At 69.7% G+C, this 22,741-nt stretch carries 18 protein-coding genes and 1 pseudogene; 10 read left to right on the forward strand and 9 right to left on the reverse strand.

Annotation, left to right across the window (positions count from 1 at the left end; genetic code table 11):
• Positions 1-126: 126 nt before the first annotated feature.
• Positions 127-486 carry a hypothetical protein gene (locus G6N37_RS25980; protein WP_179961887.1) on the reverse strand — a complete coding sequence of 120 codons (360 nt, stop codon included), beginning with the start codon at positions 484-486 and terminating at the stop codon, positions 127-129.
• 184 nt (positions 487-670) lie between these two features.
• On the opposite strand from G6N37_RS25980, the gene rbpA reads away from it, so the two are divergent.
• The gene (gene rbpA, locus G6N37_RS08610; protein WP_023364597.1) at positions 671-1,006 is read left to right on the forward strand and encodes an RNA polymerase-binding protein RbpA; all 336 of its coding nucleotides are present in this window, start codon (positions 671-673) and stop codon (positions 1,004-1,006) included.
• On the opposite strand, the pseudogene lnt reads toward rbpA, so the two are convergent.
• The 3 genes and pseudogenes from lnt to G6N37_RS08630 form a co-directional block, all read right to left on the reverse strand.
• Positions 981-3,600, reverse strand: a pseudogene (lnt, locus tag G6N37_RS08620) (apolipoprotein N-acyltransferase). The gene rbpA and the pseudogene lnt overlap by 26 nt on opposite strands.
• A gap of 268 nt (positions 3,601-3,868) precedes the next feature.
• Entirely contained in the window at positions 3,869-5,401 is a 1,533-nt protein-coding gene (locus tag G6N37_RS08625; RefSeq protein WP_163684775.1) for an amidohydrolase, read from the reverse strand.
• Positions 5,402-5,505: 104 nt separating this feature from the next.
• A complete protein-coding gene (locus tag G6N37_RS08630) occupies positions 5,506-6,054 on the reverse strand; it encodes an FxsA family protein (RefSeq protein ID WP_163678667.1) in 549 nt (182 codons plus the stop codon).
• 73 nt (positions 6,055-6,127) lie between these two features.
• Between G6N37_RS08630 and G6N37_RS08635 the strand changes: the two genes are divergently transcribed.
• A complete protein-coding gene (locus G6N37_RS08635; RefSeq protein WP_163678670.1) occupies positions 6,128-6,835 on the forward strand; it encodes a dienelactone hydrolase family protein in 708 nt (235 codons plus the stop codon).
• 5 nt (positions 6,836-6,840) lie between these two features.
• On the opposite strand, the gene G6N37_RS08640 is transcribed toward G6N37_RS08635, so the two are convergent.
• Positions 6,841-7,695: a type 1 glutamine amidotransferase domain-containing protein gene (locus G6N37_RS08640; RefSeq protein WP_163678673.1), complete on the reverse strand. Its 855-nt coding sequence runs from the start codon at positions 7,693-7,695 to the stop codon at positions 6,841-6,843.
• Between the two features lie 6 nt (positions 7,696-7,701).
• On the reverse strand, positions 7,702-8,088 hold the full coding sequence (locus G6N37_RS08645) for a PPOX class F420-dependent oxidoreductase (protein WP_163678675.1): 387 nt from the start codon (positions 8,086-8,088) through the stop codon (positions 7,702-7,704).
• A gap of 139 nt (positions 8,089-8,227) precedes the next feature.
• On the opposite strand from G6N37_RS08645, the gene G6N37_RS08650 reads away from it, so the two are divergent.
• Genes G6N37_RS08650 through G6N37_RS08665 form a run of 4 tightly spaced genes read left to right on the forward strand, consistent with a single transcriptional unit; the run spans position 8,228 to position 12,048 of the window.
• A complete protein-coding gene (locus tag G6N37_RS08650) occupies positions 8,228-9,433 on the forward strand; it encodes a DUF1214 domain-containing protein (protein ID WP_163684777.1) in 1,206 nt (401 codons plus the stop codon).
• On the forward strand, positions 9,430-10,575 hold the full coding sequence (locus G6N37_RS08655; protein WP_163678677.1) for a sulfotransferase family protein: 1,146 nt from the start codon (positions 9,430-9,432) through the stop codon (positions 10,573-10,575). Before G6N37_RS08650 ends, G6N37_RS08655 begins: the two co-directional genes overlap by 4 nt.
• Before the next feature lie 4 nt (positions 10,576-10,579).
• Positions 10,580-11,230 carry a TetR/AcrR family transcriptional regulator gene (locus G6N37_RS08660; RefSeq protein ID WP_174813803.1) on the forward strand — a complete coding sequence of 217 codons (651 nt, stop codon included), beginning with the start codon at positions 10,580-10,582 and terminating at the stop codon, positions 11,228-11,230.
• Positions 11,231-11,244: 14 nt separating this feature from the next.
• Positions 11,245-12,048 carry an SDR family NAD(P)-dependent oxidoreductase gene (locus tag G6N37_RS08665; protein ID WP_163678683.1) on the forward strand — a complete coding sequence of 268 codons (804 nt, stop codon included), beginning with the start codon at positions 11,245-11,247 and terminating at the stop codon, positions 12,046-12,048.
• Between the two features lie 4 nt (positions 12,049-12,052).
• Here the strand turns inward: G6N37_RS08665 and cobN are convergent, their stop codons facing one another.
• Together cobN and G6N37_RS08675 are read right to left on the reverse strand one after the other, a co-directional pair.
• Positions 12,053-15,649, reverse strand: coding sequence for a cobaltochelatase subunit CobN (gene cobN, locus G6N37_RS08670; protein WP_163678686.1), 3,597 nt, complete (start codon positions 15,647-15,649; stop codon positions 12,053-12,055).
• A 3-nt stretch (positions 15,650-15,652) separates the two neighbouring features.
• Complete coding sequence (locus tag G6N37_RS08675; RefSeq protein WP_167527373.1) at positions 15,653-16,321, reverse strand: alpha/beta hydrolase family protein; 669 nt, start codon at positions 16,319-16,321, stop codon at positions 15,653-15,655.
• A gap of 157 nt (positions 16,322-16,478) precedes the next feature.
• Here G6N37_RS08675 and G6N37_RS08680 point away from each other — a divergent pair, with 157 nt between their 5' ends.
• The 4 genes from G6N37_RS08680 to G6N37_RS08695 are packed head-to-tail and all read left to right on the forward strand — an operon-like array spanning position 16,479 to position 21,081.
• Complete coding sequence (locus G6N37_RS08680) at positions 16,479-17,822, forward strand: EspA/EspE family type VII secretion system effector (RefSeq protein WP_163678693.1); 1,344 nt, start codon at positions 16,479-16,481, stop codon at positions 17,820-17,822.
• 52 nt (positions 17,823-17,874) lie between these two features.
• A complete protein-coding gene (cobG, locus tag G6N37_RS08685; protein WP_163678696.1) occupies positions 17,875-18,972 on the forward strand; it encodes a precorrin-3B synthase in 1,098 nt (365 codons plus the stop codon).
• 4 nt (positions 18,973-18,976) lie between these two features.
• A complete protein-coding gene (locus G6N37_RS08690) occupies positions 18,977-19,603 on the forward strand; it encodes a precorrin-8X methylmutase (RefSeq protein WP_163678699.1) in 627 nt (208 codons plus the stop codon).
• Positions 19,600-21,081 (forward strand): precorrin-2 C(20)-methyltransferase, encoded by a 1,482-nt coding sequence (locus G6N37_RS08695; RefSeq protein ID WP_163678702.1) that lies wholly within the window; start codon positions 19,600-19,602, stop codon positions 21,079-21,081. The genes G6N37_RS08690 and G6N37_RS08695 overlap by 4 nt, the downstream gene beginning before the upstream one ends.
• Here G6N37_RS08695 and G6N37_RS08700 read toward each other — a convergent pair.
• Complete coding sequence (locus G6N37_RS08700) at positions 21,078-22,655, reverse strand: PPE family protein (RefSeq protein WP_163678703.1); 1,578 nt, start codon at positions 22,653-22,655, stop codon at positions 21,078-21,080. The two genes, G6N37_RS08695 and G6N37_RS08700, sit on opposite strands and share 4 nt — an antisense overlap.
• Positions 22,656-22,741 lie beyond the last annotated feature (86 nt).

Genomic DNA, 22,741 nt, shown 5'->3' on the forward strand with positions numbered 1-22,741 from the left:
CTCGAAACGCGCCGTTGCGCCCCTGGGTACCGGGGTCCGTCCAGACCCGGGTAGAGCCGGATGCAACTGACGCGCCTGCCATGGCGCGACTGTACCCGGCTGTGCATCGGCAGTGCTCAGGACGGCTCAGACACCGGCCCGGCGCCAGCCGTCGGCCGCTCGGGCGGCCCGGATCAGCACGTCGCACAGTTCGCGCAGTTCGGCTGCCCGGGCTCCTTCTTCGAGGGCGGTGGCGACGTCCTCGGCCGCGCACCGCACCTGGTAGACCCGGTCGGACAGGTCGACCGCGTCGTCGGCCGACAGCACCACGGCGTCGGGAGGCAACGCGAGAGCGGCCCCGGCGGCGCCCCTGGTCAGGGAGGCGCGCTGCTCGTACGCCCGCTGCCGGCACGACTGCCGGCAGTACTGGCGGCGACGCCCCATCCCGGCGTCGGACACGTCTCGACCGCACCAGCGGCACGGCTGCGGGTGGGTGCGACGACTCACGCCTGCCGACTTTAGTCGGGATCGCGCGGCGATCCCGGTATCATTGAGGGTCGCGTCGCGTACGCCGGCAACCGATCCGGGAACTACGCAGAGCGCCACGACGTTTGCCAAGCGGACAGAATTGCACGACAGCAGCCCAAAAGAGCAGCAGCCCAGAAGTTCGAAAACCTAGAGGAGTAGCAACATGGCTGATCGCGTCCTTAGGGGCAGTCGCCTCGGAGCCGTGAGCTACGAGACCGACCGCAACCACGACCTCGCCCCGCGCCAGATCGCGCGGTACCGCACCGAGAACGGCGAAGAGTTCGAGGTCCCGTTCGCCGACGACGCCGAGATCCCCGGCACCTGGCTGTGCCGCAACGGCATGGAAGGCACGCTGATCGAGGGCGACCTGCCCGAGCCGAAGAAGGTGAAGCCGCCGCGCACCCACTGGGACATGTTGCTGGAGCGGCGCAGCGTTGAAGAACTCGAAGAGCTGCTCAAGGAGCGGCTCGAAATCATTCGCTCGCGCCGCCGCGGCTGACCCGGCCGCCTAGCTGCGGTTGTCGGCGCGCTGGGTGCCGGCGCGGCTCTTGCGCCCCTCGATGCCCCAGCGGGTGACCTTGACCAGGGCCTCGCGGATGTTCGATCCGCTCATCTTCGAGACGCCGAGTTCACGCTCGGTGAAGGTGATCGGCACCTCCGCGATGACGAAGCCGTTGCACACCGTGCGCCAGGTCAGGTCGATCTGGAAGCAATAGCCCTTGGAGTCCACCGCGTCGAGACCGATCGCCTCGAGGACTTCGCGGCGGTAGGCGCGGTAGCCGGCGGTGATGTCATGGACGCCGATACCCAGCGCAAGCCGCGCATAGGTGTTGGCCGTCCACGACAACGCCCAGCGCCGCCACGGCCAATTGCGCACCGATCCGCCTTCGACGTACCGGGACCCGATGGCCAGATCGGCTCCGGCGTCGACGGCGTCCAGCAGACGGTGCAGCTGTTCGGGCGCGTGGCTGCCGTCGGCGTCCATCTCCACCAGCACCGAGTAGTCGCGGCTCAGGCCCCAGGCGAAGCCGGCCAGATACGCCGCGCCCAGCCCGTCCTTGGCGGTGCGGTGCATCACGTGGGTGCGACCGGCGTCGGCGGCGGCGAGTTCCTCGGCGAGCTCACCGGTGCCGTCGGGGCTGCTGTCATCGACGATGAGCAGGTGCACGTGCGGGCACGCGTCCTTCAGGCGCCGGTGGATCACCGGCAGGTTCTCCCGCTCGTTGTAGGTGGGGATGATCACCAGGACGCGCTCGCTGGGACGACTTCCCGGATCCCGGGGCGCCGGCTGGCCGGTGGTCATGTAGCTCCTCTGTGTCGCCCGAACTTACGCGACGGTCGTCGGCCGCCCCCGTGGAGCGGAGTGTAGTCACCGCCGTCATCCGGCGGCGTCTGGTCCCCGCCCTCGTCGGGCGGACCGGCCGAGTCGGCCTCGGCGGGTGGGGTTGCGGCCGCCGGCGGGCCGGCCCCTGGGGATTCGTCCGGGGCCTCGGACCCCCGCCGAATCGAACGCGGGAACCATCCATTGTGCCGTATCCCCGCCACGATCGCCGCCCCGGCCGCCGCGACCAGGAGCCACTGCAGCAGCGGAGCCCAGCGGGTGGCCGGCGTCAGTTTCGTCTTCAGGCGTACCTGGATGTCCAGGTAGTCGGGCTGGAAGAAGTCCGTGCGCACCAGCTCGGCCCCGTCCGGCGCGATCACCGCGCTGATCCCGGTGGTGCCGGCGACCACCACGTATCGATCGTGCTCGACGGCCCGCACCTTGGCGAATCCCAGCTGCTGTTCGCTCATGGTCTTGTTGAAGGTGGCGTTGTTGCTCGGGACGGCCAGCAGCTGGGCGCCGTTGCGGACCGCCTTGCGCGGGACGCGGTCGAAGATCACCTCCCAGCAGGTGGCGACCCCCACCGGCACCCCCGCGATGTGCACGACGTCCCGGCCCGGGCGGGGCACCATGTTCCCGGCGCGGTCGGCGTAGCCGGAAAGATGCTTGAACAGCCACGGCATCGGCAGGTATTCGCCGAATGGCTGCACGATTTCCTTGTCATGGCGATCGGCGGGTCCGGTGGACGGATTCCACACGATCATGGTGTTGGTGTACTGCGGATTCTCCGGCGGGCTGCCGGGCAGCTCCGACACGGTGCCGATCAGGATCGGCGCGCCGATCGCGGTCGCGGCCTGCGATATTTCCAGCGCGGCGTCGACGTTGGCCAGCGGGTCGATGTCCGAGGAGTCCTCCGGCCAGATGACGAACTGCGGTTGCGGCGCCTGGCCCGCGCGCACGTCCTCCGCCAGCCGCAGGGTCTCGCGCACGTGGTTGTCGAGCACCGCCCGGCGCTGGGCGTTGAAGTCGAGGCCGAGCCGCGGCACGTTGCCCTGCACCACCGCGACGGTGACCGAGGGCTCGCCGCCGGACCCGGTGCCGGCGTGCCGGACCTGCGGCCAGACGACGACGCACGCGAACATCACCAGGCAGATGCACACGCCCGGCAGCACCACCGCAGGCGGTGTCGCAGCGGCGTCGGCCGGTTCGCCGCCGCGCCGCGCCGCCTGACCGGTGTGCCACCACTTCACGATCTCCAGCTCGATGGCGGTCGCGCTGAACCCGACCAGCACGATCGCCATGGAGAGCAGCGTTGCGCCCCCGAGCTGGGCCAACGGCAAGAAGGGTCCCTGCGCTTGGCCGAACGCCACCGACCCCCACGGGAAGCCGCCGAACGGGACGATCGACTTCAGCCACTCCTGGGCCGTCCACACCAGCGCGAACCAGACGGGCCAGCCCGGCAGCCGGCGCACGACCACGGCGCACAGGCCGAACAGGGCGGGAAACAGCGCACAGGTCATCCCCAGCACCACCCAGGGCACGGCACCCACGAGCATGCTGATCCACGGCAGCAGGGGCAGATAGAAGGCCAACCCGAAGAGGAAGCCGTAGCCCAACCCACCCGCCGGCGTGGTCGCCGGGTGCTTGAGCACCCAGGCCAACAGCGCGGCCGCGACGACCGCGCCCCACCACCAGTTCAGCGACGGGAAGCTGGCGAAGAGCAGCGCGCCGCCCGCCACCGCGCACGCCAACCGAGTCAGCCGCGGACCCATGGCAGCCCGGACGGCCGGCAGCCGCGCGAGCACCCGGCGCCCCAGGCTCCCCAGCCGGTCCGTCAGCGGCGCGCCGCCGGCGTGCGGGGCGGCGGCGCCGTCGTCTGGCTCGGGGCCGGGTTCGGGCCCCGACACGACGGCGGCGGGCTCGTCGTCGCGCTCCGATTCGGCTTCGTCGCTGATCGGGTCGGTGTCCGGGCGCGCCGCGACGCCGTCGTCGACCGGCGGGTCGGGCTGGTCGGGACGGTCGTTTCCGCCGGACCATTCCCTAGCCATGGATGACAGCGCCCCGATGCACCGTTCGACGGCAGCGTGGCAGGGCGTCGGTCGGGCCCAGGCGCGGCAGCGCCGGCACCCGGGCGCGCGGGTCGGTCGACCAGCGCGCGACGGCGTCGCGGGGTGCGTGGACGTCCAGGGGGCCCGCGTCCCAGACGGCGTAGGAGGCCGGTGCGCCGGGCACCAACGTTCCGGTCTTGCCGTCGTGGACGCCGGCGGCCCGCCAGCCGCCACGGGTGGCGGCGGCGAACGCGGCCCGCGCGGAGATCGCGCTGCCCGGGGTGTGATGGTTGACCGCCGCGCGCACGCTGGCCCACGGGTCGAGGCCCGTCACCGGCGCGTCGGAACCTAACGCGAGGGGCACGCCTTGGGATGCTAACAGCGCAAGCGGGTTGAGCTGACCGCCTCGCTGGGCGCCGAGGCGCCGCGCGTACATGCCGCCGGTCCCGCCCCACAACGCATCGAAGTTGGGCTGCACGCTGGCGATGACGCCCCATTGGCCCAGCTGGGCGGCCTGCTCGGGGGTGACCATTTCCAGGTGCTCGAGGCGGTGCCCGCACCGGGCGACGGCCACCGGCCCGAGCTGAGCGACCACGCGTTCGAAGGCGGTGACCACCGCCGTGACGGCGGCGTCGCCGATGACGTGGAAGCCGGCGGTCACCTCCGCTTCGGTGCAGGCACGCACGTGCGCCTCGATGGCGTCGGGGTCGAGGTAGCAGGTGCCGTGTCGGTCCGCGGCGTCGGCGTACGGCTCGTGCAGCCAGGCGGTGCGTGACCCGAGGGCGCCGTCGACGAACAGGTCGCCGGCCAGCCCGCGCGCCCCGGTCTGCTCGACCAGCGCGCGTGCCCGTTCGGGCGTGCTCACCGCCTCACCCCAGTAGCCGGTCACCTCGACACCGTGATCGAGGGACCGCAGGCGCAGCCAGTCGTCCAGCCCGCCGATATCGGGCCCGGCGCATTCGTGCACCGCGACGACCCCGGCCGCCGCGGCGGCCCGCAGGGCGGCCGCGGCGGCGTCGACCAGCTGGTCGGGCGTCAACAGGTCGCGCGCGACGGCGCGGACCAGGTGGTGAGCGTCGCCGGTGAGCGGCCGGTCTTCGGCGAAGCCGGCCGCCGCCGGTAGGTCCGCGACCAGCCGGCGCAACGCCGTCGAGGCGAGCGCGGAGTGGACGTCGACCCTGGACAGGTAGGCCGGCCGGTCGCCGAGGACGGCATCGAGGTCGGCGGTGTCCGGCGGGCGGTTCTCGGGCCACGACGACTCGTCCCAGCCATGCCCCCACACGGGTCGGCCGGGGTGGGCGGCCGCGTAGTCGGCGACCATCTGGATGCAGTGCGCCCGCGAGCGGACCGCGCGTAGGTCCAGCCCGCTGAGCGTCAGGCCGGTCGCGGTCAGATGGATGTGGCTGTCGACGAACCCCGGCGCCACGAAACCGCCGTCCAAGTCCTCGATCTCGGCGCCGGGAAACAGGTCGCGGCCCACGTCATCGCCGCCCAGCCACGCGACGACGTCGCCGCGCACCGCCATGGCGGTGGCGTCGGGGTGGGTCGGGCTGTGCACCCGGCCGTTGACCAGCAGGGTGGTGGACGTCTCGCTCACAGGCCAAAACTACGTGTGCCGGCGGAACGTGTTCAGTCCCAGGCGGGCCGCCCCGGGTACCCGCCGCGCACCGGCTCGTTGGACAGGGCGGGCGGGCGGATGTCCCGGACGTCGACGACCTCGCCCTCGATGTAGCCGTCGAGGTTGCCGTCGCCGCCGGCCGTGCCACGGTGACGCACCCCGGCACCGAACAGCGTCGTGTCGGCCAGCAGGGGCATCCGCTGCCGCAGGCCGCGCATCGCGAGCGCGGCCAACCCCGGGCCGACGGCCGACCGGACGGGCCGCACCAGCAGCAAGAGCCCCAACACCGTGGTGACCGGTCCGGGTATCAGGACCAGCAGGGCGCCGAGCGTGACCAACGTCCCGTCCCGCACCGCGGCGCGCGACTCGGCGAGGCCGGAGCGCAGGCGCCCGATCTGGCGGAGCAGGTGCGAGCCCGTCATCGGCACCAAGAGCACCCAGCCGAGCACGAAGCTGCCCACCAGCGCCAGCAGCGTCCAACCCCACCCGATCGTCGACACCAGGGCGATGACCGCCGCCAGCTCGACGACGGCGTAGACGAGAAACAGCCGTGACAACATGTCACGCCAACGTGTGCCGGCCGAGTCGAAGTTCCCATGGTGGTGTCCGGGCCGATTGCAGTTAGATGACGCTATGACCACGATTGAGATCGACACGCCCGACGGACCGATCGACGCGCTGCTGGACCTGCCCGCGGGTCAGGGCCCGTGGCCCGGCGTGGTGGTGATCCACGACGCGTTCGGATACGGCCGGGACAAGGAGTCGACGAACAAGCGCATCGCCCAGGCCGGTTATGTGGCGATCACTCCGAACATGTACGCGCGGGGCGGGCGCATCCGCTGCATCACCCGGGTCATGAAGGAGTTGCAGACGCAGCGCGGCCGCGCCCTCGACGACATCCTGGCGGCCCGCGATCACCTGAAAGCCATGCCGGAATGTTCCGGCCAGGTCGGCATCGCGGGCTTCTGCATGGGCGGCCAGTTCGCGCTGGTGATGTCGCCCAAGGGTTTCGGTGCCTCCGCGCCGTTCTACGGTGCTCCCCTGCCCCGCAACCTCGACAGGACGCTCGAGGGGGCGTGCCCGATCGTGGCCAGCTTCGGCGCCCGCGACCCGCTGGGCCGGGGCGCGCCCGAGAAATTGCGCGAGACCGTCGCCCGCAAGAACATCACCGCCGACGTGAAGGTCTATCCCGGCGTCGGACACAGCTTCGCGAACGAATTGCCCGCGCAGCCGCTGCTTCGGATCACCGGTTTCGGCTACGACCGGGCGGCCACCGAGGACGCGTGGAGCCGGGTCTTCGCGTTCTTCGGCGAACATCTGGCGGCGGGGACGACGACGTAGTTGCGTCAGTTGAGCTTTCGCGACAGGACCGTCGCGAAGGTGTGAGTATCACCCGGCCAGCGCGCCGACACGTAGTTGCCGTCATCGACGACGAACGCGGGCCGCGAGTCGGTCGCGGTGTCGCGCGCCATGCCGGAGCTCTTGCGCCGCCACCCCGGTGAACCGCGCACCACATCGCAAAAATCCGTCGAATCTTCAAGTGCGCGAGTGACTTCCGCCTGCACCGACATGTAACCGCCGGGCTGGCCGGGTTCCTCGGTGTAGGTGCGATAGTAGTTGCGGTCCCAGAATCGGGTGACGCGCGTCAACCGCCACGCCAGGCGCTCCATCGCCCACGTCAGGGCGGTGGTCTTGCGCCCGTAGAGCACCGAGCGGCCCGTTTCGGGGTCGACGCTGCGCGCGGCCAGCAGTACGCCGTGACAGATCGCGGCGACGACGATGCCGCGGTTGAAGGCTTCTACCACCAGCCGGTGCAGGAGGTCGCTGTCGATGTAGCTGCGCATTCCGCGGGCGCGATGTCCCCCGGGCAGTAGCAGCGCGTCGATGCCGCCGAGGCCGGCTTGGGCCCACGCGATCGGATGCTGGAACTCGTTCGACGCCAACATGTCCCGGTATGCGCTGCGTCCGTCCCTGTTCGCGCGCAGCATCAGCCCGATCATCGGGATAGCGCTCAGCACCGGCAGGGCGGACCACACGTCCAAGCCGCGCCCACTCACCATGATCTCGTCCGCCACCCCCGGCGCACCGCTCTGGGTCGCGAACACCACCCGGTGACCGTTGCGGGTCAGAACGCGCCAGCTGACGGCGACCTCGGTCGGGTCGAAGTCGCGGTCCGGGATCGGGATGAGGACGGTGCCCATGCGGCCTTAGGCCTGCGCCACCTTGAGCTCGAGACCGACATTGTTCTCCATGCCGCCGCGCAGCTTGCTGAAGAAGTTGAACACCTGACCCAGGATGCCGTACCGCTTTCCGATCGCGTCGTAGACGGCGGCGGTCTGCGACTTGTCGAGGATGGCGCCGGTGCCCTCGACGGCCTCACTGGTCGGGCGGCCCTGCATGGTGCAGGTCGCCAGGGTGACCCGCGGTGTGTTGCGGATCCGCTTGACCTTCCACGACTTTTCTCCGGTGATGACCAGCAGCCGGTCCCCGTCTGCGGCGGCCCAGATCGGTGTCGGCTTGGGCTTGCCGTCCTTGGTGAACGTGGTCAGCAGGATGTATTGCGCCTTGGCGAGATCGGCGAAGGTGGGCGTCACGGTGTCAACCTACTCGCGCACGTTGCATTCTCGGCAGTCAGCTGCGATAGTCAGCTCATTAACTGAAAACACTATTTTCAGTTAAGGGCTCTTCAACTCCGACCGAGCGGGGAAACGCGTGAGCGCTGCGAAGAAGGCGATGGCGTGGCTGCCGTTTTCAATCGCCGAGGCAGCGCTGGCGGCATCCGACGACGGCGATCTGGACCTGGTCCGGGCGTGGGCGTATCTGCAGGACCGACTCCACAAAGCCGCGCAGGTGGTGGCGTCCGACGCGGGAAGTCGAAATCGGGTCGATCTCGCCGGAGGAATGCGGCATCTGCTGGTACTGCTCACCGCGGGCATCGACGAGGTGTTGCGGTTCGACCCCGATCCGATCCTGTGCGTCCAGCGCACCAGCACGGACGACATCGTCACCTGGGGAATGGAGTGTCCGGATTGCCTCTACACCCGCGCGGTGCTGCGAGGCGGGGAGAGTTACCGACTGTCCGGCAACCGGGGCACCGCACGCTACGTCGGGCTGCAGACGATGAACGGCATCGCGGCAACCGCGAACGAACTGGTCGACGAGCTCGAGGTGGACCCTGACGGCCATTTTGAAGTGGTGCTGTCGGTTGATGAGCGACCGGGAAATTGGATGCGGATAGAAGGCGACCATCCCACGCTGACGGTTCGGCACTTCTTCTACGACTGGGACACCGAAGTCGCATCCTCGCTGCACATCGAGCGGCTTGGCGATGCGGTGGATGCCCACGGCCCCTCCGTCGGTCCGGACGCCGCGCTGTCGCGGCAGCTCGTGGCCCTCGGGGACTTCGTCCGGGACAACTTGGCGTTCTTCCTGCAGTTCGGTGCCGCCGCGCCGACCAACGGCTTCCTACCGCCGATCGATCGCACTGACATCGGTGCCGCCGCAGAGAACCGGCCGGTGATAGGCCGCTGGGAGCTGGAGCCCGACGAGGCGCTCATCGTCGAAGTGAAACCACCCCAAGGAATCTATTGGAGCTTCTCGATCGGCAACCCGTGGTGGGAGACCATCCACTACGGGCGCCACCAGTCCAGCTTGAACGCCCATCAGGCAGCAGTGGATTCCGACGGCCGGGTGCGGGTGGTGCTGTGTGCAGCTGACCCCGGGGTGGCCAATTGGCTTGACACCGCCGGCCATAGCAACGGCCCGATCATTCTGCGCTGCGTGCGCACCGAAACGGCACCGACACCGACGACCCGGGTCGTCGCGTACGGCAACATCGGTGCGGAGTTGCCGCCCGACACCACCAAAGTCACTCCCGAAGAGCGCCGGCGTGTCCTCGCGGCGCGTCGCCGCGCCGTGCGCAAAAGGTTCGAGCGGTGATGTTCGACGCCGACCAGCTGGAAGACGGCGCCTGTGCCGCAACAGGTCTCGAGGATTTTGGGTCGTCCTATTATCGCGAGGGGCTCGAGCGCATCGTCGATGCATTGAACACCGAAGCCGACCTCAACGATATGGGCCGGGTCATCCAGCACGCGACCATCAGTAACGCCCTGATTCAACGCCTCAAGATCGAGGACACCTACCGCCGCCATCCCGAAATCAACGACCAGGTGGTCGGCGGCCCGGTCTTTGTGATCGGCCTACCCCGAACGGGCACCACAGCATTGAGCCAACTCGTGGCCGCGGACCCTCAGTTCCGATCGCTCCGGATGTGGGAATCCCAGGCGCCCACCCCGCCGCCGGAGGCCGCCACCCAGCACACCGATCCGCGAATCGCACAGGCCGAGGCCGGCCTGAAGATGCTCGACGAAATGTTCCCGTTGATGAAGACGCTGTACAACTCCGAGCCGACGGCCCCGACCGAGTGCCAGGATCTGATGGGAATGAGCTTTCGCACCTTCCACTTTGACGGCGCGGTCCGCGCACCCCGGTATCTCGCGTGGCTGATGGACTGCGATATGCGCGAGACCTACACCTTTCACCGTCGGGTGCTCCAGCTGTTGCAGTGGCATTGCCCGCCGGTGCTCTGGCACCTCAAGACCCCCGTGCACATGTTTGCCCTCGATGCGCTCGTCGAGGCGTATCCCAACGCCAAATTCCTGTGGAGTCATCGCGATCCGGCGAAGGTGATGGGGTCGGTGTGCAGCCTGATCCAGTACGTACGCAGCTGGAGCAGCGACCGTAAAGATCCTCAGGAACTCGGCGCCGAGCAAGTTGACAGCTGGGTCGAAGCGGTCCGGCGGGCGATGGACTTCCGCGCCCGAATGGGCCATGAACGGTTCGCCGATGTCTCCTTTGCCGACTTGCAAACCGATCCGGTGCACACCCTGCGAACCAGTTACGAGCGCCTGGGATTGAGGTTCACCCAGGCCACCTCGGACTCTGTCGAGCGGTGGGCCAGAGCACATGAGCCCGGCTCCCGCGGCGCACACGACTACGACCTGGCCGACTACGGCCTGACACCCGAGGGCGTACGCGAGCGGTTTGCGGACTACCTGGCCGCCTACGATGCGACGGCCTGACCACATGAGCGCTCCCCGGACGCGACGACGCGACAAGCTGGACCCAGACCCCGCGGTCCACCGACAGATTCTGGCCGCCGCATCAACAGTTCTGCGCGAGAAGGGCATCCAGGGATTCAGCATCGCCGCGGTATTGGAATGCGCCAAGTTGAGCACCCGGGCGTTCTACCGGCATTTCGGCTCGAAGGACGAATTGGTTGCCGCGGTCTTCCTGGAGGCCGCCCGCGCGGAGAAGCGGCGGCTGCAACGTCGAATGGCCAACGCCGCGACGGAGATCGAAGCGGTCACGGCGTGGATCGACGGCCGGCTCGACTTGGCGTTCGACGACAACATCAAATCCGATTTGCGTCGCCTGTCGTTGGAAGCGCAATCCCAGACGTTCGCCTCACCCGGTCTGGTTCAGCCCGCGTACGCCGAGATGCTCAAGCCGCTCAGCGAAGCACTTCAGCGGGGCATGCGGCGTGGCCTGTTCCACCACATCGATCCGACGACCGACGCGGAGTTCATCCACGGCGTGGTATGGGCCAGCACGAACCGGCAATGGCGGACCGGCACTTGCGACCGCGCCGAAGTTCGCCAAGACGCGATCCGCTTCTGTCTGCGCGCACTCGGCGTCGCCCCTCAAGCGATCGATCAGATCTGCTCGAACGACTGACCAAGGGAGTATCCATGGACCTGGGTTTCGCCGGATCAACGGCCGTGGTCACCGGCGGCAGCAAGGGGATGGGGCTCGCCATCGCCGAAGCCCTGGCGGCCGAGGGAGCCAGCGTGGCGGTGATGGCCCGAAGCCGCGCCGCCCTCGATGCCGCCGTGGCGTCCCTTCGCGAAGCCGGCGCTCCGGACGCCGTGGGGATCAGCGTGGATATGGCCGATGCCGGCTCCATCGCCGACGGCTTCGCCGCAGTCTCCGAGCGCTGGGGCCGGCTCAACTGCCTGGTCCACACCATTGGTCCGGGCGACGGCTATTTCGAGCAGATGGACGACTCTCAGTGGGACGAAGCGTTCACACTCGGCACGATGTCTGCCGTGCGATCGATCCGAGCCTCGCTGCCGCTGCTGCGGTCCGCGGAATGGGGCCGCATCGTGACGCTGTCCGCACACTCGATTCAGCGGCAGAACCCGCGCATCGTGGCCTACACCGCATCAAAGGCGGCATTGGCCAGCGTCACCAAGAACCTGTCCAAAAGCCTTGCTGCAGAGGGCATTCTGGTCAACTGCGTATGCCCTGGAACTATCGTGACGGCCAGCTTCACCGAAGCCCTCAAAGACATCCTTGCCGCCGACGGCCTCGACGCCACCGACCCGGTCGACGTCATGACCTGGATCGACAACAACTTCCACCAGCCCTGTGACCTCGGCCGCGCCGGACTTCCCGAAGAGGTCGCTTCCATCACCGCCTACCTGGCGTCACGGCGAAACGGGTATGTCACCGGCGCCACCGTCAACGTCGACGGCGGATCGGACTTCATCTGACACCTCAGCCCTCCAGGTCACCCTCGGTTTCCAACAGCGCCTGGCGCAGCCCGTCGAGCGTCTCCGGTTTGGGCTGTTCCCACATGCCGCGGCCGGCGGCCTCCAGTAGTCGTTCGGCCATGCCGTGCAAAGCCCAGGGATTGGACTCCGCCATGAATTTTCGGTTTTCGGGATCCAGCACGTAGCGCTCGGTGAGCTGCTCGTACATCCAGTCGGCCAGCACCCCCGCGGTCGCGTCGTAGCCGAACAGATAGTCCACCGTCGCCGCCATCTCGAACGCGCCCTTGTAACCGTGCCGGCGCATCGCCGCCATCCACCGCGGGTTGACCACGCGGGCGCGAAACACCCGCGCGGTCTCCTCGGACAGCGTGCGCGTCCGAATCGCATCGGGCCGGGTGTTGTCGCCGATGTAGGCGGCCGGCGCCTGGCCGGTCAACGCCCGGACGGTCGCGACCATGCCGCCGTGGTACTGGAAGTAGTCGTCGGAGTCGGCGATGTCGTGTTCGCGGGTGTCGGTGTTCTTGGCGGCCACCGCGATGCGCCGGTACTGGCGGTTCATGTCGTCGACCGCCTCGCGACCGTCCAGGTCCCGGCCGTAGGCGAAGCCGCCCCACGCGGTGTACACCTGCGCCAGGTCGGCGTCGTCGCGCCAGTTGCGGCTGTCGATCAGCTGCAGCAGCCCGGCCCCGTAGGTGCCGGGCTTGGACCCGAAGATCCTCGTGGTGGCGCGTCTTTGATCACCGTGCTGGTCAAGGTCGGCCTGCGCATGGGCGCGCACGTAGTTGTCGTCGGCCGGCTCGTCGAGGCCGGCAACCAGCCGCACCGCGTCGTCGAGCATCGTCACCACGTGCGGGAAGGCGTCGCGGAAGAAACCCGAAATGCGCACGGTGACGTCGATGCGGGGGCGGCCCAGTTCGGCCGGCGGGATCGGCGTGAGGTCGACGACGCGCCGCGAGGCGTCGTCCCAGACGGGCCGGACACCCAGCAGCGCAAGCACTTCGGCGATGTCGTCGCCCGCGGTGCGCATCGCCGAGGTGCCCCACACCGACAACCCCACCGACTGCGGCCACTGCCCGTGGTCGTTGCGATAGCGGGCCAGCAACGAATCCGCCAGGGCCACGCCGGCTTCCCAGGCCAGCCTCGACGGCACCGCCTTGGGATCCACGGAGTAGAAGTTGCGACCGGTGGGCAGCACGTTCACCAGGCCGCGCAGCGGCGATCCCGACGGGCCGGCCGGGATGAACCTGCCGTCCAACGCGTTGAGGACCTGGTCGATTTCGGCGTCGGTGCCGGCGAGCCGGGGCACCACCTCGGTGGCCGCGAACCGCAAGACCTTTGCCACGTCGGCATTCTCGGTAATGCGCTCGGCGGCATCGGGATCCCAGCCGCTGGCCTGCAGCGCGGTGACGAGTTCGCGGGCGGCGGCCTCGGCCCGATCGACCGACGCCCGTTCGTCGGTGCCGTCCTCGGCCAGGCCCAACGCCTGCCGCAAGCCGGGGATGGCCTGCTCGCCCCCGAACAGCTGGCGGGCCCGCAGGATCGCCAGCACGAGGTCGAGTTCGACCTCCCCCGACGGCTTTTGGCCCAGGATATGCAGCCCGTCGCGGATTTGGACGTCCTTGATCTCGCAGAGCCAGCCGTCGACGTGCAGCAGCATGTCGTCGAACGAGTCTTCCGGGGGCCGCTCGGTCAGCCCGAGGTCGTGGTCCATCTTGGCGGCCCGGATCAGCGTCCAGATCTGTTGGCGGATGGCGGGTAGCTTGCCGGGATCCAGTGCGGCGACGTTGGCGTGCTCGTCGAGTAGCTGCTCGAGCCGGGCGATGTCGCCGTAGGTTTCGGCGCGCGCCATCGGCGGGATGAGGTGGTCGACCAGCACCGCGTGCGCCCGCCGCTTGGCCTGGGTGCCCTCGCCCGGGTCGTTGACCAGGAAGGGGTAGACAAGCGGCAGGTTGCCCAGCGCGGCGTCGGATCCGCAGGCCGCCGACATGCCCAGCGTCTTGCCGGGCAGCCACTCCAGGTTGCCGTGCTTGCCCAGGTGCACCACGGCGTGTGATCCGAAACCGGCATCCAGCCAGTGGTAGGCGGCCAGGTAGTGGTGGCTGGGCGGGAGGTCCGGGTCGTGGTAGATCGCCACCGGGTTCTCGCCGAAACCGCGCGGCGGCTGCACCATCAGCACCAGGTTGCCGGCTTGCATTGCGGCGATGACGATTTCACCGTCGGGGTCGTTGCTGCGATCGACGAAGAGGTCGCCCGGCGGTGGGCCCCAATGCCGTGTCACCGCGTCCCTCAGCTCGGCGGGCAAGGTGGCAAACCAGTCGCGATAGTCCTTGGCGGACAACCGGATTGGATTGCCGGCCAGTTGCCCGTCGGTGAGCCAGTCGGGGTCCTGGCCGCCGCGCTCGATCAACGCGTGAATCAGGGCGTCACCGTCGTTGGCCTCGACCCCGGGCAGCTCGCCCACCTGGTAGCCGCGATCGCGCATGGCCCGCAGCAGGGCGACCGCGCTGGCCGGGGTATCCAGTCCGACCGCGTTGCCGATGCGGGCGTGCTTGGTCGGATAGGCGGAGAACACCAGGGCCACCCGCTTGTCGGCCGGGGCGACGTGCCGCAGCCGCGCGTGCCGGACGGCCAGGCCCGCGACCCGCGCGCATCGTTCCGGGTCGGCGACGTAGGAGATCAGCCCGTCGTCGTCGATCTCCTTGAACGAGAACGGGACCGTGATGATGCGGCCGTCGAACTCGGGCACCGCCACCTGGGTGGCCACGTCGAGCGGGCTGAGCCCGTCGTCGTTGTCGGCCCACTGAGCCCGGGAGCTGGTCAGGCACAATCCCTGCAGGATCGGAATGTCCAGGGCCGCCAGGTGTTCGACGTTCCAGCTGTCGTCATCGCCGCCAGCGGACACCGTGGCCGGCTTCAGCCCCCCGGCGGCCAGCACGGTCACCACCATGGCGTCGGCGTCGCCCAGCCGTTGCAGCAGTGCGGGTTCGGCGGTGCGCAGCGACGCGCAGTAGACCGGCAACGGCCGCCCGCCGGCGTCCTCGATGGCCCGGCACAGCGCCTCGACATAGCCGGTGTTGCCGGCCAGCTGCTGCGCGCGGTAGTACAGCACGGCGATCGTGGGACCGTCGACGTCCGCGGTGGGCAACTCCAGCTCGCCCCAGGTCGGGGTGACCACCGGCGGGCCGAACCCGAACCCGGTCATCAGCACGGTGTCGGACAGGAAGGCGTGCAGCTGTCGCAGGTTCTCCACGCCGCCGTGCGCGAGATAGATGTGCGCTTGCACCGCGATGCCGGCCGCGAGCGTGGACAGGCCGGTCAGCTCGGCGTCGGCGGCCTGCTCGCCGCTGACCAACACCGTCGGCACGCCGCTGGCGAGCACCGCGTCGATGCCGCTCTGCCAGGCGCGGTAGCCGCCGAGGATGCGCACCACGACGACCGCGACACCCTCCAGTAGGCCGGACAGTCCCCCGCAAGCGGGGGGTGCCCCCACGCTGTCGTCCAGGCGTGACGGGTTGGCCCACCGATAGTTCTTGCCGCTGGAGCGGGCGCTGATCAGGTCCGTGTCGGATGTCGACAGCAGCAGGATGGTCGGCTCAGCCACCCCTCATTCGTACAGCAGCGTCGCCGCGATCCGGGCGGCGACCTCTCCGGCCACCCGCAAGGCCTCTTCGCTGGTGCCGGGCTCATAACGGTCGGCGACCGGGTCGTAGTCGGCGCCGGCGATGGACCCGTGGTCGGCCGCCAGCTCCACCAATTCGACCGGCCAGCCGACCCCTTCGAGGCCCTCGGCGAACTCCCTGCTGGCCGTCACGGGGACGACGTCGTCGGCCAGGCCGTGCAGCAGCGTGAACGGCGTGCCGACGCGCTCGGGCGAGAGGTCGTCGGTCACGCGCCGACCGAAAATCGGATCGGGGACCATGAAAGCGCCCGCCAGGCAAACGGTATGGGCCAATTGCACGTCACCGCCTAGCGTCAGGGCCGCCGCGGCGACACCCCCCATCGACCACCCGACGAGCACAATGCCGTCGGGGTCGTCGGCGAAGTTGCGCGCGAAGTCGAGCGATCGCAGCAGATCCCCGCGCCCGCCGTCGTCGGCGTGCGAATTCCAGTCCGGCGCCACCACCGCCGCGCCGCGGTCGGCGAGCATGCCGGCGAGCGGACGAAACGCGGCGCGGGCGTCGGTCTGCATGCCGTGCCACAGCACGACCGTGGGCTCCGCCGGATCGCCGTAAACGTCGGCCAGCCGCGCCGACGCGTACTCCACTGTCCTCACGGGCACGAGTGTGCCCGTCGCAGCGGGGACTCAATCCCATATGCGAAAAAATTGGTGGCGCTCGCGTACCTTAACCGGTGTTAGCGTTGTTTGAACACGAAGAGCGACAAGCTAACCCGAGGACTCCCGAATGTCGATTATTTCAGATGCTCTCCGAATGCTCAGCAATCTGGCGAACTTCGGATCGCATTTCATCGGCCTGGACACCAACCTCACGCCCCCCACGTCCGATACCGTGGGCGGCAGTGAATACCTTGCGGCCAGCGTGACCGGCATGACCGGAGGCCTGGGTAGCTCGCTGACATCGCGGCAGATTCTCACGGGAATGTTTGAGCCGGCCGATTTCATCACGAAATACGACCGCGACAAAGGGGTACGTACAGCCTTCAACGATGCGAGATGGCAGAAGCATTCCAAGTACTTATACGACCCCACCCGTCGACTGCAGATCGCGCGCGACGGTGACATAGCCGCGAATTTAAAAGGCGCCACAAAAGGCTTTAGCGGCGCGGCTGTAAACATTTTGCCGTGGACTGCCAGCATTGTCGGGTATTTGGAGCTGTTAACGGGATTCGGGCCACCGAACGAGGGAAGCGATCTCGAAGTCGGCGCGGAGCTGTGGGGCGCGCTCCAGCAGCAGCTCGAATCGGCCGTGCCAGACGAGGGCTGGCAGGGTGAGGCCTCAGCGGCCTACACGGCACAGCTGGCGGCACTGCAGGACATCGCGCAGACACTGGCCGGATTAGACCGTGAACTGGCAGAGATTGTGGCGAATCAAGCGGAATGGGTCACCCACATTCGCCTTGGTTTCGGCATATTGCTCAACTTGCTCACCGCAGCGATCGCCATTGAAGTCGTCCTGAGAATAGCCCTGGCTTATGTTCCGGGCGGAGCGCTGTGGGCGAGCGGCTGGGCTATCGCGGCGTCTTCGCTTGCGATGGCTGCCGCGCTCGGCATGCTCGGCGCTCTCATCGGCTTGTCGGTGGAAAACGGCAATAAAGCGGACGATGTGGCCTCCGACTTCGAACGCCTGGGTGCGGCCGCGGCGCAAATCGCGGTTGAGTCGACGGCCCACGGCGTGGTACCTGCGGCACCCGAGTCGCGGTTTTCCGAATTCCAAACACTTTTCAGCGGGCCGTCCCCGACGCTCGCCGCGCCCAGCGGCCGACAATCAGCGCAGCGAAAGGCGGCTGAGCAAGAATCCCAAGGCAGCCAGACAGGCACGAAAGGGACCCCGGAGCGCCCCCAGAACGCTAAAGGCGAGGACGCACATTCCGCCGCGATGCCAACCCTCGGGGCATTGATGCAAATGTCGAATCAATCAGGGAATAACCCTGCGCAATCCCCTGGTCGGCAGAGACGCCAGCCGGACACGATGACCGCGGTGGCGGACATCGTCGAAAGTGACGAGACCGGTGCGGGGTCGGACGCCACCGACCGTGCACCGGTCGACGTCGCCAGTGAGACGCAACGGACCTCTCAGAGAACGCCCGCCAAGTAACTCCCTTCAACACCGCGACTGACGCTCCGCGTCCTGGCCGTACCGTGGACGGATGGCCAGAGCCCGCGACACCGACGCCTGCCCGGGCGCGCTGCAGGTGCACCGGGCGGCCGACGGCGCCCTGGCGCGGATCCGGCTACCCGGGGGCGCGCTCACGGCCGCGCAGCTCGCCGCGCTGTCGCGGGTGGCCGGCGAATACGGCTCGGCGACGCTGGAACTCACCGCGCGCGGCAACGTGCAGGTGCGCGGGATCACCGACGTGACGGCGGCGGCCGCGGCCATCGCCGATGCCGGGCTGCTGCCGTCGGCGACCCATGAGCGGGTCCGCAACATCGTCGCGTCGCCGCTGTCGGGCCGGGCCGGCGGCGTCGCCGACGTGCGGCCGTGGGTCGCCGAACTGGACGCGGCCATCTGCGCCGAGCCGAGCCTGGTCGAGCTGGGCGGCCGGTTCTGGTTCGGCTTCGACGACGGCCGCGGTGATGTCGCGGGCCTGTGTGCCGACGTCGGCGTCCACGCGTTGCCCGAGGGTTCCGCGCTGCTGCTGGCCGGACGCGACACCGGCGTCCGGCTGAGCGCCGACGAGGTGGTCGAGACGCTGCTCATCATCGCGACACGTTTTGCTGCCACTCGCGAAACCGCCTGGCGTATCAACGAATTGGACGACGTCGCGGCCCTGCTGCGCGGCGCCGAACTCGGCGCCACCCCCTTTGACGCGGTCACCAGAGCGCCGGTGGGCTGGATCAACCAGGACGACGGCCGAGTGGCGCTCGGGGCCGCGGTGCCGCTGGGGGTGCTGCCGGCACGCGTCGCGGAGTACCTGGCGGCGATCGAGGCGCCACTGGTGATCACGCCCTGGCGGTCGGTGCTGGTGTGCGATCTCAGTGAAGAGGTGGCGGACGTCGTCCTTCGCGTGCTGGCGCCGCTGGGCTTGGTGTTCGACGAGAACTCCCCCTGGCTCGATGTCAGCGCCTGCACCGGCAGCCCCGGGTGCGCGCATTCGCTCGCCGATGTCCGGGCCGACGCCGCGCGGGCGCTGGACGCGGATCCGGGAGTTCATCGTCACTTCGTCGGCTGCGAGCGCGGCTGCGGCAGCCCGCTCGCCGGCGAGGTGCTGCTGGCGACCGGCGACGGATACCGCCAGCTACGGTAATCGGGTGCTCGACTACATCCGCGACGCGGCGGAGATCTACCGCCAGTCGTTCGCGACGATCCGCGCCGAAGCCGACCTGACCCGGTTCCCGGCCGACGTCGCGCGGGTGGTGGTCCGGTTGATCCACACCTGCGGCCAGGTGGACGTCGCCGAGCACGTCGCGTTCACCCACGATGTCGTCGACCGCGTCGGCGCCGCCCTGCGCGGCGGCGCCCCGGTGTTGTGCGATTCGTCGATGGTGGCGGCCGGGATCACCGCCGCGCGGCTGCCGGCCGGCAACGAGGTGGTGTCGCTGGTGGCCGATCCGCGCGCCCCGGAGCTGGCCGCGCGCCGGCACACCACCCGCTCGGCGGCCGGGGTGGAGTTGTGGGCCGAGCGGCTGTCCGGCGCCGTGCTGGCGATCGGCAACGCGCCGACCGCGCTGTTCCGGCTGCTCGAGCTCATCGACGAAGGGGCCACCCCGCCGGCCGGGGTGCTCGGCGGACCGGTCGGCTTCGTCGGGTCGGCGCAGTCCAAACAGGAGCTCATCGACCGTCCGCGCGGCATGTCGTATCTGGTGGTGCGGGGCCGTCGCGGCGGCAGCGCGATGGCCGCCGCCGCCGTCAACGCGATCGCGAGTGACCGAGAATGACCGCGCGGGGCACGCTATGGGGCGTCGGGCTGGGGCCCGGCGATCCGGAACTGGTCACCGTCAAGGCGGCCCGGGTGATCGGCGAGGCCGACGTGGTGGCCTACCACAGCGCCCGGCACGGTCGCAGCATCGCGCGCGGCATCGCCGAACCGTACCTGCGGGCCGGGCAGATCGAGGAGCACCTGATCTACCCGGTGACCACCGAGGTGACCGACCATCCCGGCGGCTACGCCGGCGCGCTCGAGGACTTCTACGTCGAGGCCGCCGCCCGCATCGCCGCCCACCTCGACGCGGGCCGCAACGTGGCGCTGCTCGCCGAGGGCGACCCGCTGTTCTACAGCTCGTACATGCATCTCCACACCCGGCTGACGCAGCGATTCGACGCCGTCATCGTCCCGGGTGTGACATCGGTGAGCGCCGCCTCGGCGGCGATCGCGACACCGTTGGTGGCCGGCGACGAGGTGCTCTCGGTGCTGCCCGGCACCCTACCGGTGGCCGAGCTGACCCGCCGCCTCGCCGACGCCGACGCCGCCGTGGTGCTCAAACTCGGTCGCTCGTATCACGCTGTGCGCGAAGCTCTTTCGGCATCCGGCCAGCTCGACGACGCGTACTACGTCGAGCGGGCCAGCACCACCGGGCAGCGGATCCTGCCCGCCGCAGACGTCGACGAGGCCGGCGTGCCGTACTTCTCGCTGGCCATGCTGCCGGGCGGGCGGCGTGGACGGCGGTCGCCCGCGGCCGGCGCCGTTGCGGTGGTGGGCCTGGGGCCCGGCGACGCCGAGTGGATGACGCCGCAGAGCCGGCGCGAGCTGGCCGCCGCCACCGACCTGATCGGCTATCGCGGGTACCTGGACCGCGTCCCGGTTCGCGACGGCCAGCGCCGCCATCCCAGCGACAACGCGGACGAACCCGCGCGTGCCCGGCTGGCCTGCGCGCTGGCCGAGCAAGGGCGCTCGGTGGCGGTGGTGTCGTCGGGCGATCCCGGCGTCTTCGCGATGGCCACCGCCGTATTGGAGGAGGCCAAGGAATGGCCGGGCGTGCGGGTGCGGGTGATCCCGGCGATGACCGCGGCCCAGGCCGTCGCCAGTCGGGTCGGGGCTCCGCTGGGCCACGACTACGCGGTGATCTCGCTCTCCGACCGGCTCAAGCCGTGGGCGATCATCGCCGAGCGGCTGGCCGCCGCGGCCGCCGCCGACCTGGTCCTGGCCATCTACAACCCGGCCTCCAAGACCCGGACGTGGCAGGTCGGCGCGATGCGCGACCTGCTGCTGGAACACCGCGAACCCGGGACGCCGGTGGTGATCGGCCGCAGCGTTTCCGGCCCCGACGAAGACGTCCGCGTGGTGCGGTTGGCCGATCTCGATCCCGCCGACGTGGACATGCGCTGCCTGCTGATCGTGGGCTCATCGCAAACCCAGTGGTACCCAGGCGATTCCGGTGACCGCGTGTTCACGCCTCGGCGCTACCCCGTCGGCTAGTCCGTTACCCAGCTGCTGGGCATCATCGGCACGGTGGGCCCGTCGCTCAATCCGTCGCGGGTCAGCGTCGCCAGCCCGGCCGGCTGAGTGACACCGGATTTCGTTGCGGCCCCGGCGAATCCGAGCGGCCCCCCGCCCTGGTCCGAGGCGCGCACGGCGTCCGGGTCGTCCTCGTCCACACCCAAATCCGGCTCGATGTCCATGAATTCGTAGCGGTACGCGCGGTCTTTGGCGGTGCCGGCGCGCCGCCGGCGCGCCCGGGCCTTCTTCTTGGCCGCTGCCGCCGCCGCGGCCGCAGTGGGTGCGTCGACCTCGTCGGGCGCCGGTTCCCCCGCCTGGCGCCGGGCCCGGCCGCCGGCGCTGCCGCGAGCGGCGAGCCCCGACAGCGCCGCGGCGTACAACGCGTCGGACATTCCCGCGCCGATGCCGTCCGTGGCCGTCGGCCCGACCCCGACCCCGGGTCCGCCGCTGACCGGCCCGCCACCGGCCGGTGTGGCCACGGTCGATGCGGGAGCGCTGGACACCGTCGGGGCGTTACTCACGCTTGCCGGAGCGGTGCTGACGGTCGGGGCGGGGGCGGGCGCCATCGGTGCCGGCGCGGCGCCGGCCGCGGGCAGCGGCGGCGCGACCGAGAGCGGGGCGGCGACGCTGAGCGCGGTGACCGCCGCCGCCGCACCTCCTGCCGCTGCGGCGCCCAGGACGGAAACGACCATCGGTGCCAGCACCACGGCCAGCTGGATGGCGGCCTGCATGAACGGCCAGAAGATCATCAGCGTGTGAAAAATGGCCCAGCCCAGCGCGGTGGAGAGCGCCGGCGAGAACCCCAATTGGCTGAAGAACGAGGCGAGGCCGTTGACGAAGGGCACCGGCGGGAACGGCCAGCCACCGGGGTTGAGGTCTTTGGACACCGGCCAGGCGAAATTCTTGGTGTACTGCTGCAGCCACGCCGTGAGCTGGTCCTGCCAGGACGGATAGGTCGTGGCCGCTTGCCGGGTATCGGCGGCTTGGGCGGTCGTGACGCTCGCCTCCGCGGCCGGGGCGACGATCGGCGGCGCGGGCGTGGTCGCGGGGACCGCCGCAAGGGCGGATTCGGCCGCTGCCTGATAGGTGGTCATGGTCGCGGCGGCCTGCACCCACATGCGCGCGTACTCGGCCTCGTTCACGGCGATGGGAATGGTGTTGATGCCGAAGAAGTTCGTCGCGACCAGCGCCGCGTGGGTCGCATGGTTCGCCGCGAGCTCGGGCATCGTCGGCATGGCGGCCAGCGCCGCGGTGTAAGCGCCGGCCGCGGTCTCGTGCAGTGCGGCCGCCGTCGTGCTCTTGGCCGAGCTCTCCAGCAACCAGGTCAGATACGGGGCATGGGCCGCGACGTACTGTTCGGCGCTGGGACCCTCCCATGCGCCGCCCTGCACCGCGCCCAAGAGCCCCATGAGTTCCTCTGCGGCTTCGGCATATTGGCTACCCATCGACGACCACGTCGCCGAGGCGGCCAGCAGCGGCCCGGGTCCGGGGCCGCTGCTGAGCAGGGTCGAGTGCACTTCGGGAGGCAACGCGATCCAGATCGGGGCGGTCATCGTCGGGGGCCTTCGGGCACGAACACGTATACCTCTTCGGTGGCAGGTGGGCTGGCGCTGCTGATGTTCAGTGGTCGGTTGGCCGA

Origin of the sequence: Mycobacterium seoulense, assembly GCF_010731595.1 — a bacterium.
GTDB lineage: Bacteria > Actinomycetota > Actinomycetes > Mycobacteriales > Mycobacteriaceae > Mycobacterium > Mycobacterium seoulense.

Coding starts and splice junctions, on each gene's coding strand:
- G6N37_RS08640 (WP_163678673.1), bottom strand. CDS start 7,695: ATGGGCACCGTCCTCATCCCGATCCCGGACCGCGACTTCGACCCGACC.
- G6N37_RS08630 (WP_163678667.1), bottom strand. CDS start 6,054: ATGTTGTCACGGCTGTTTCTCGTCTACGCCGTCGTCGAGCTGGCGGCG.
- G6N37_RS08625 (WP_163684775.1), bottom strand. CDS start 5,401: ATGGCGGTGCGCGGCGACGTCGTCGCGTGGCTGGGCGGCGATGACGTG.
- G6N37_RS08695 (WP_163678702.1), top strand. CDS start 19,600: ATGACCGCGCGGGGCACGCTATGGGGCGTCGGGCTGGGGCCCGGCGAT.
- G6N37_RS08680 (WP_163678693.1), top strand. CDS start 16,479: ATGCTCAGCAATCTGGCGAACTTCGGATCGCATTTCATCGGCCTGGAC.
- G6N37_RS08650 (WP_163684777.1), top strand. CDS start 8,228: ATGGCGTGGCTGCCGTTTTCAATCGCCGAGGCAGCGCTGGCGGCATCC.
- G6N37_RS08660 (WP_174813803.1), top strand. CDS start 10,580: ATGAGCGCTCCCCGGACGCGACGACGCGACAAGCTGGACCCAGACCCC.
- cobG (WP_163678696.1), top strand. CDS start 17,875: ATGGCCAGAGCCCGCGACACCGACGCCTGCCCGGGCGCGCTGCAGGTG.
- G6N37_RS08700 (WP_163678703.1), bottom strand. CDS start 22,655: ATGACCGCCCCGATCTGGATCGCGTTGCCTCCCGAAGTGCACTCGACC.
- G6N37_RS08635 (WP_163678670.1), top strand. CDS start 6,128: ATGACCACGATTGAGATCGACACGCCCGACGGACCGATCGACGCGCTG.
- rbpA (WP_023364597.1), top strand. CDS start 671: ATGGCTGATCGCGTCCTTAGGGGCAGTCGCCTCGGAGCCGTGAGCTAC.
- G6N37_RS08665 (WP_163678683.1), top strand. CDS start 11,245: ATGGACCTGGGTTTCGCCGGATCAACGGCCGTGGTCACCGGCGGCAGC.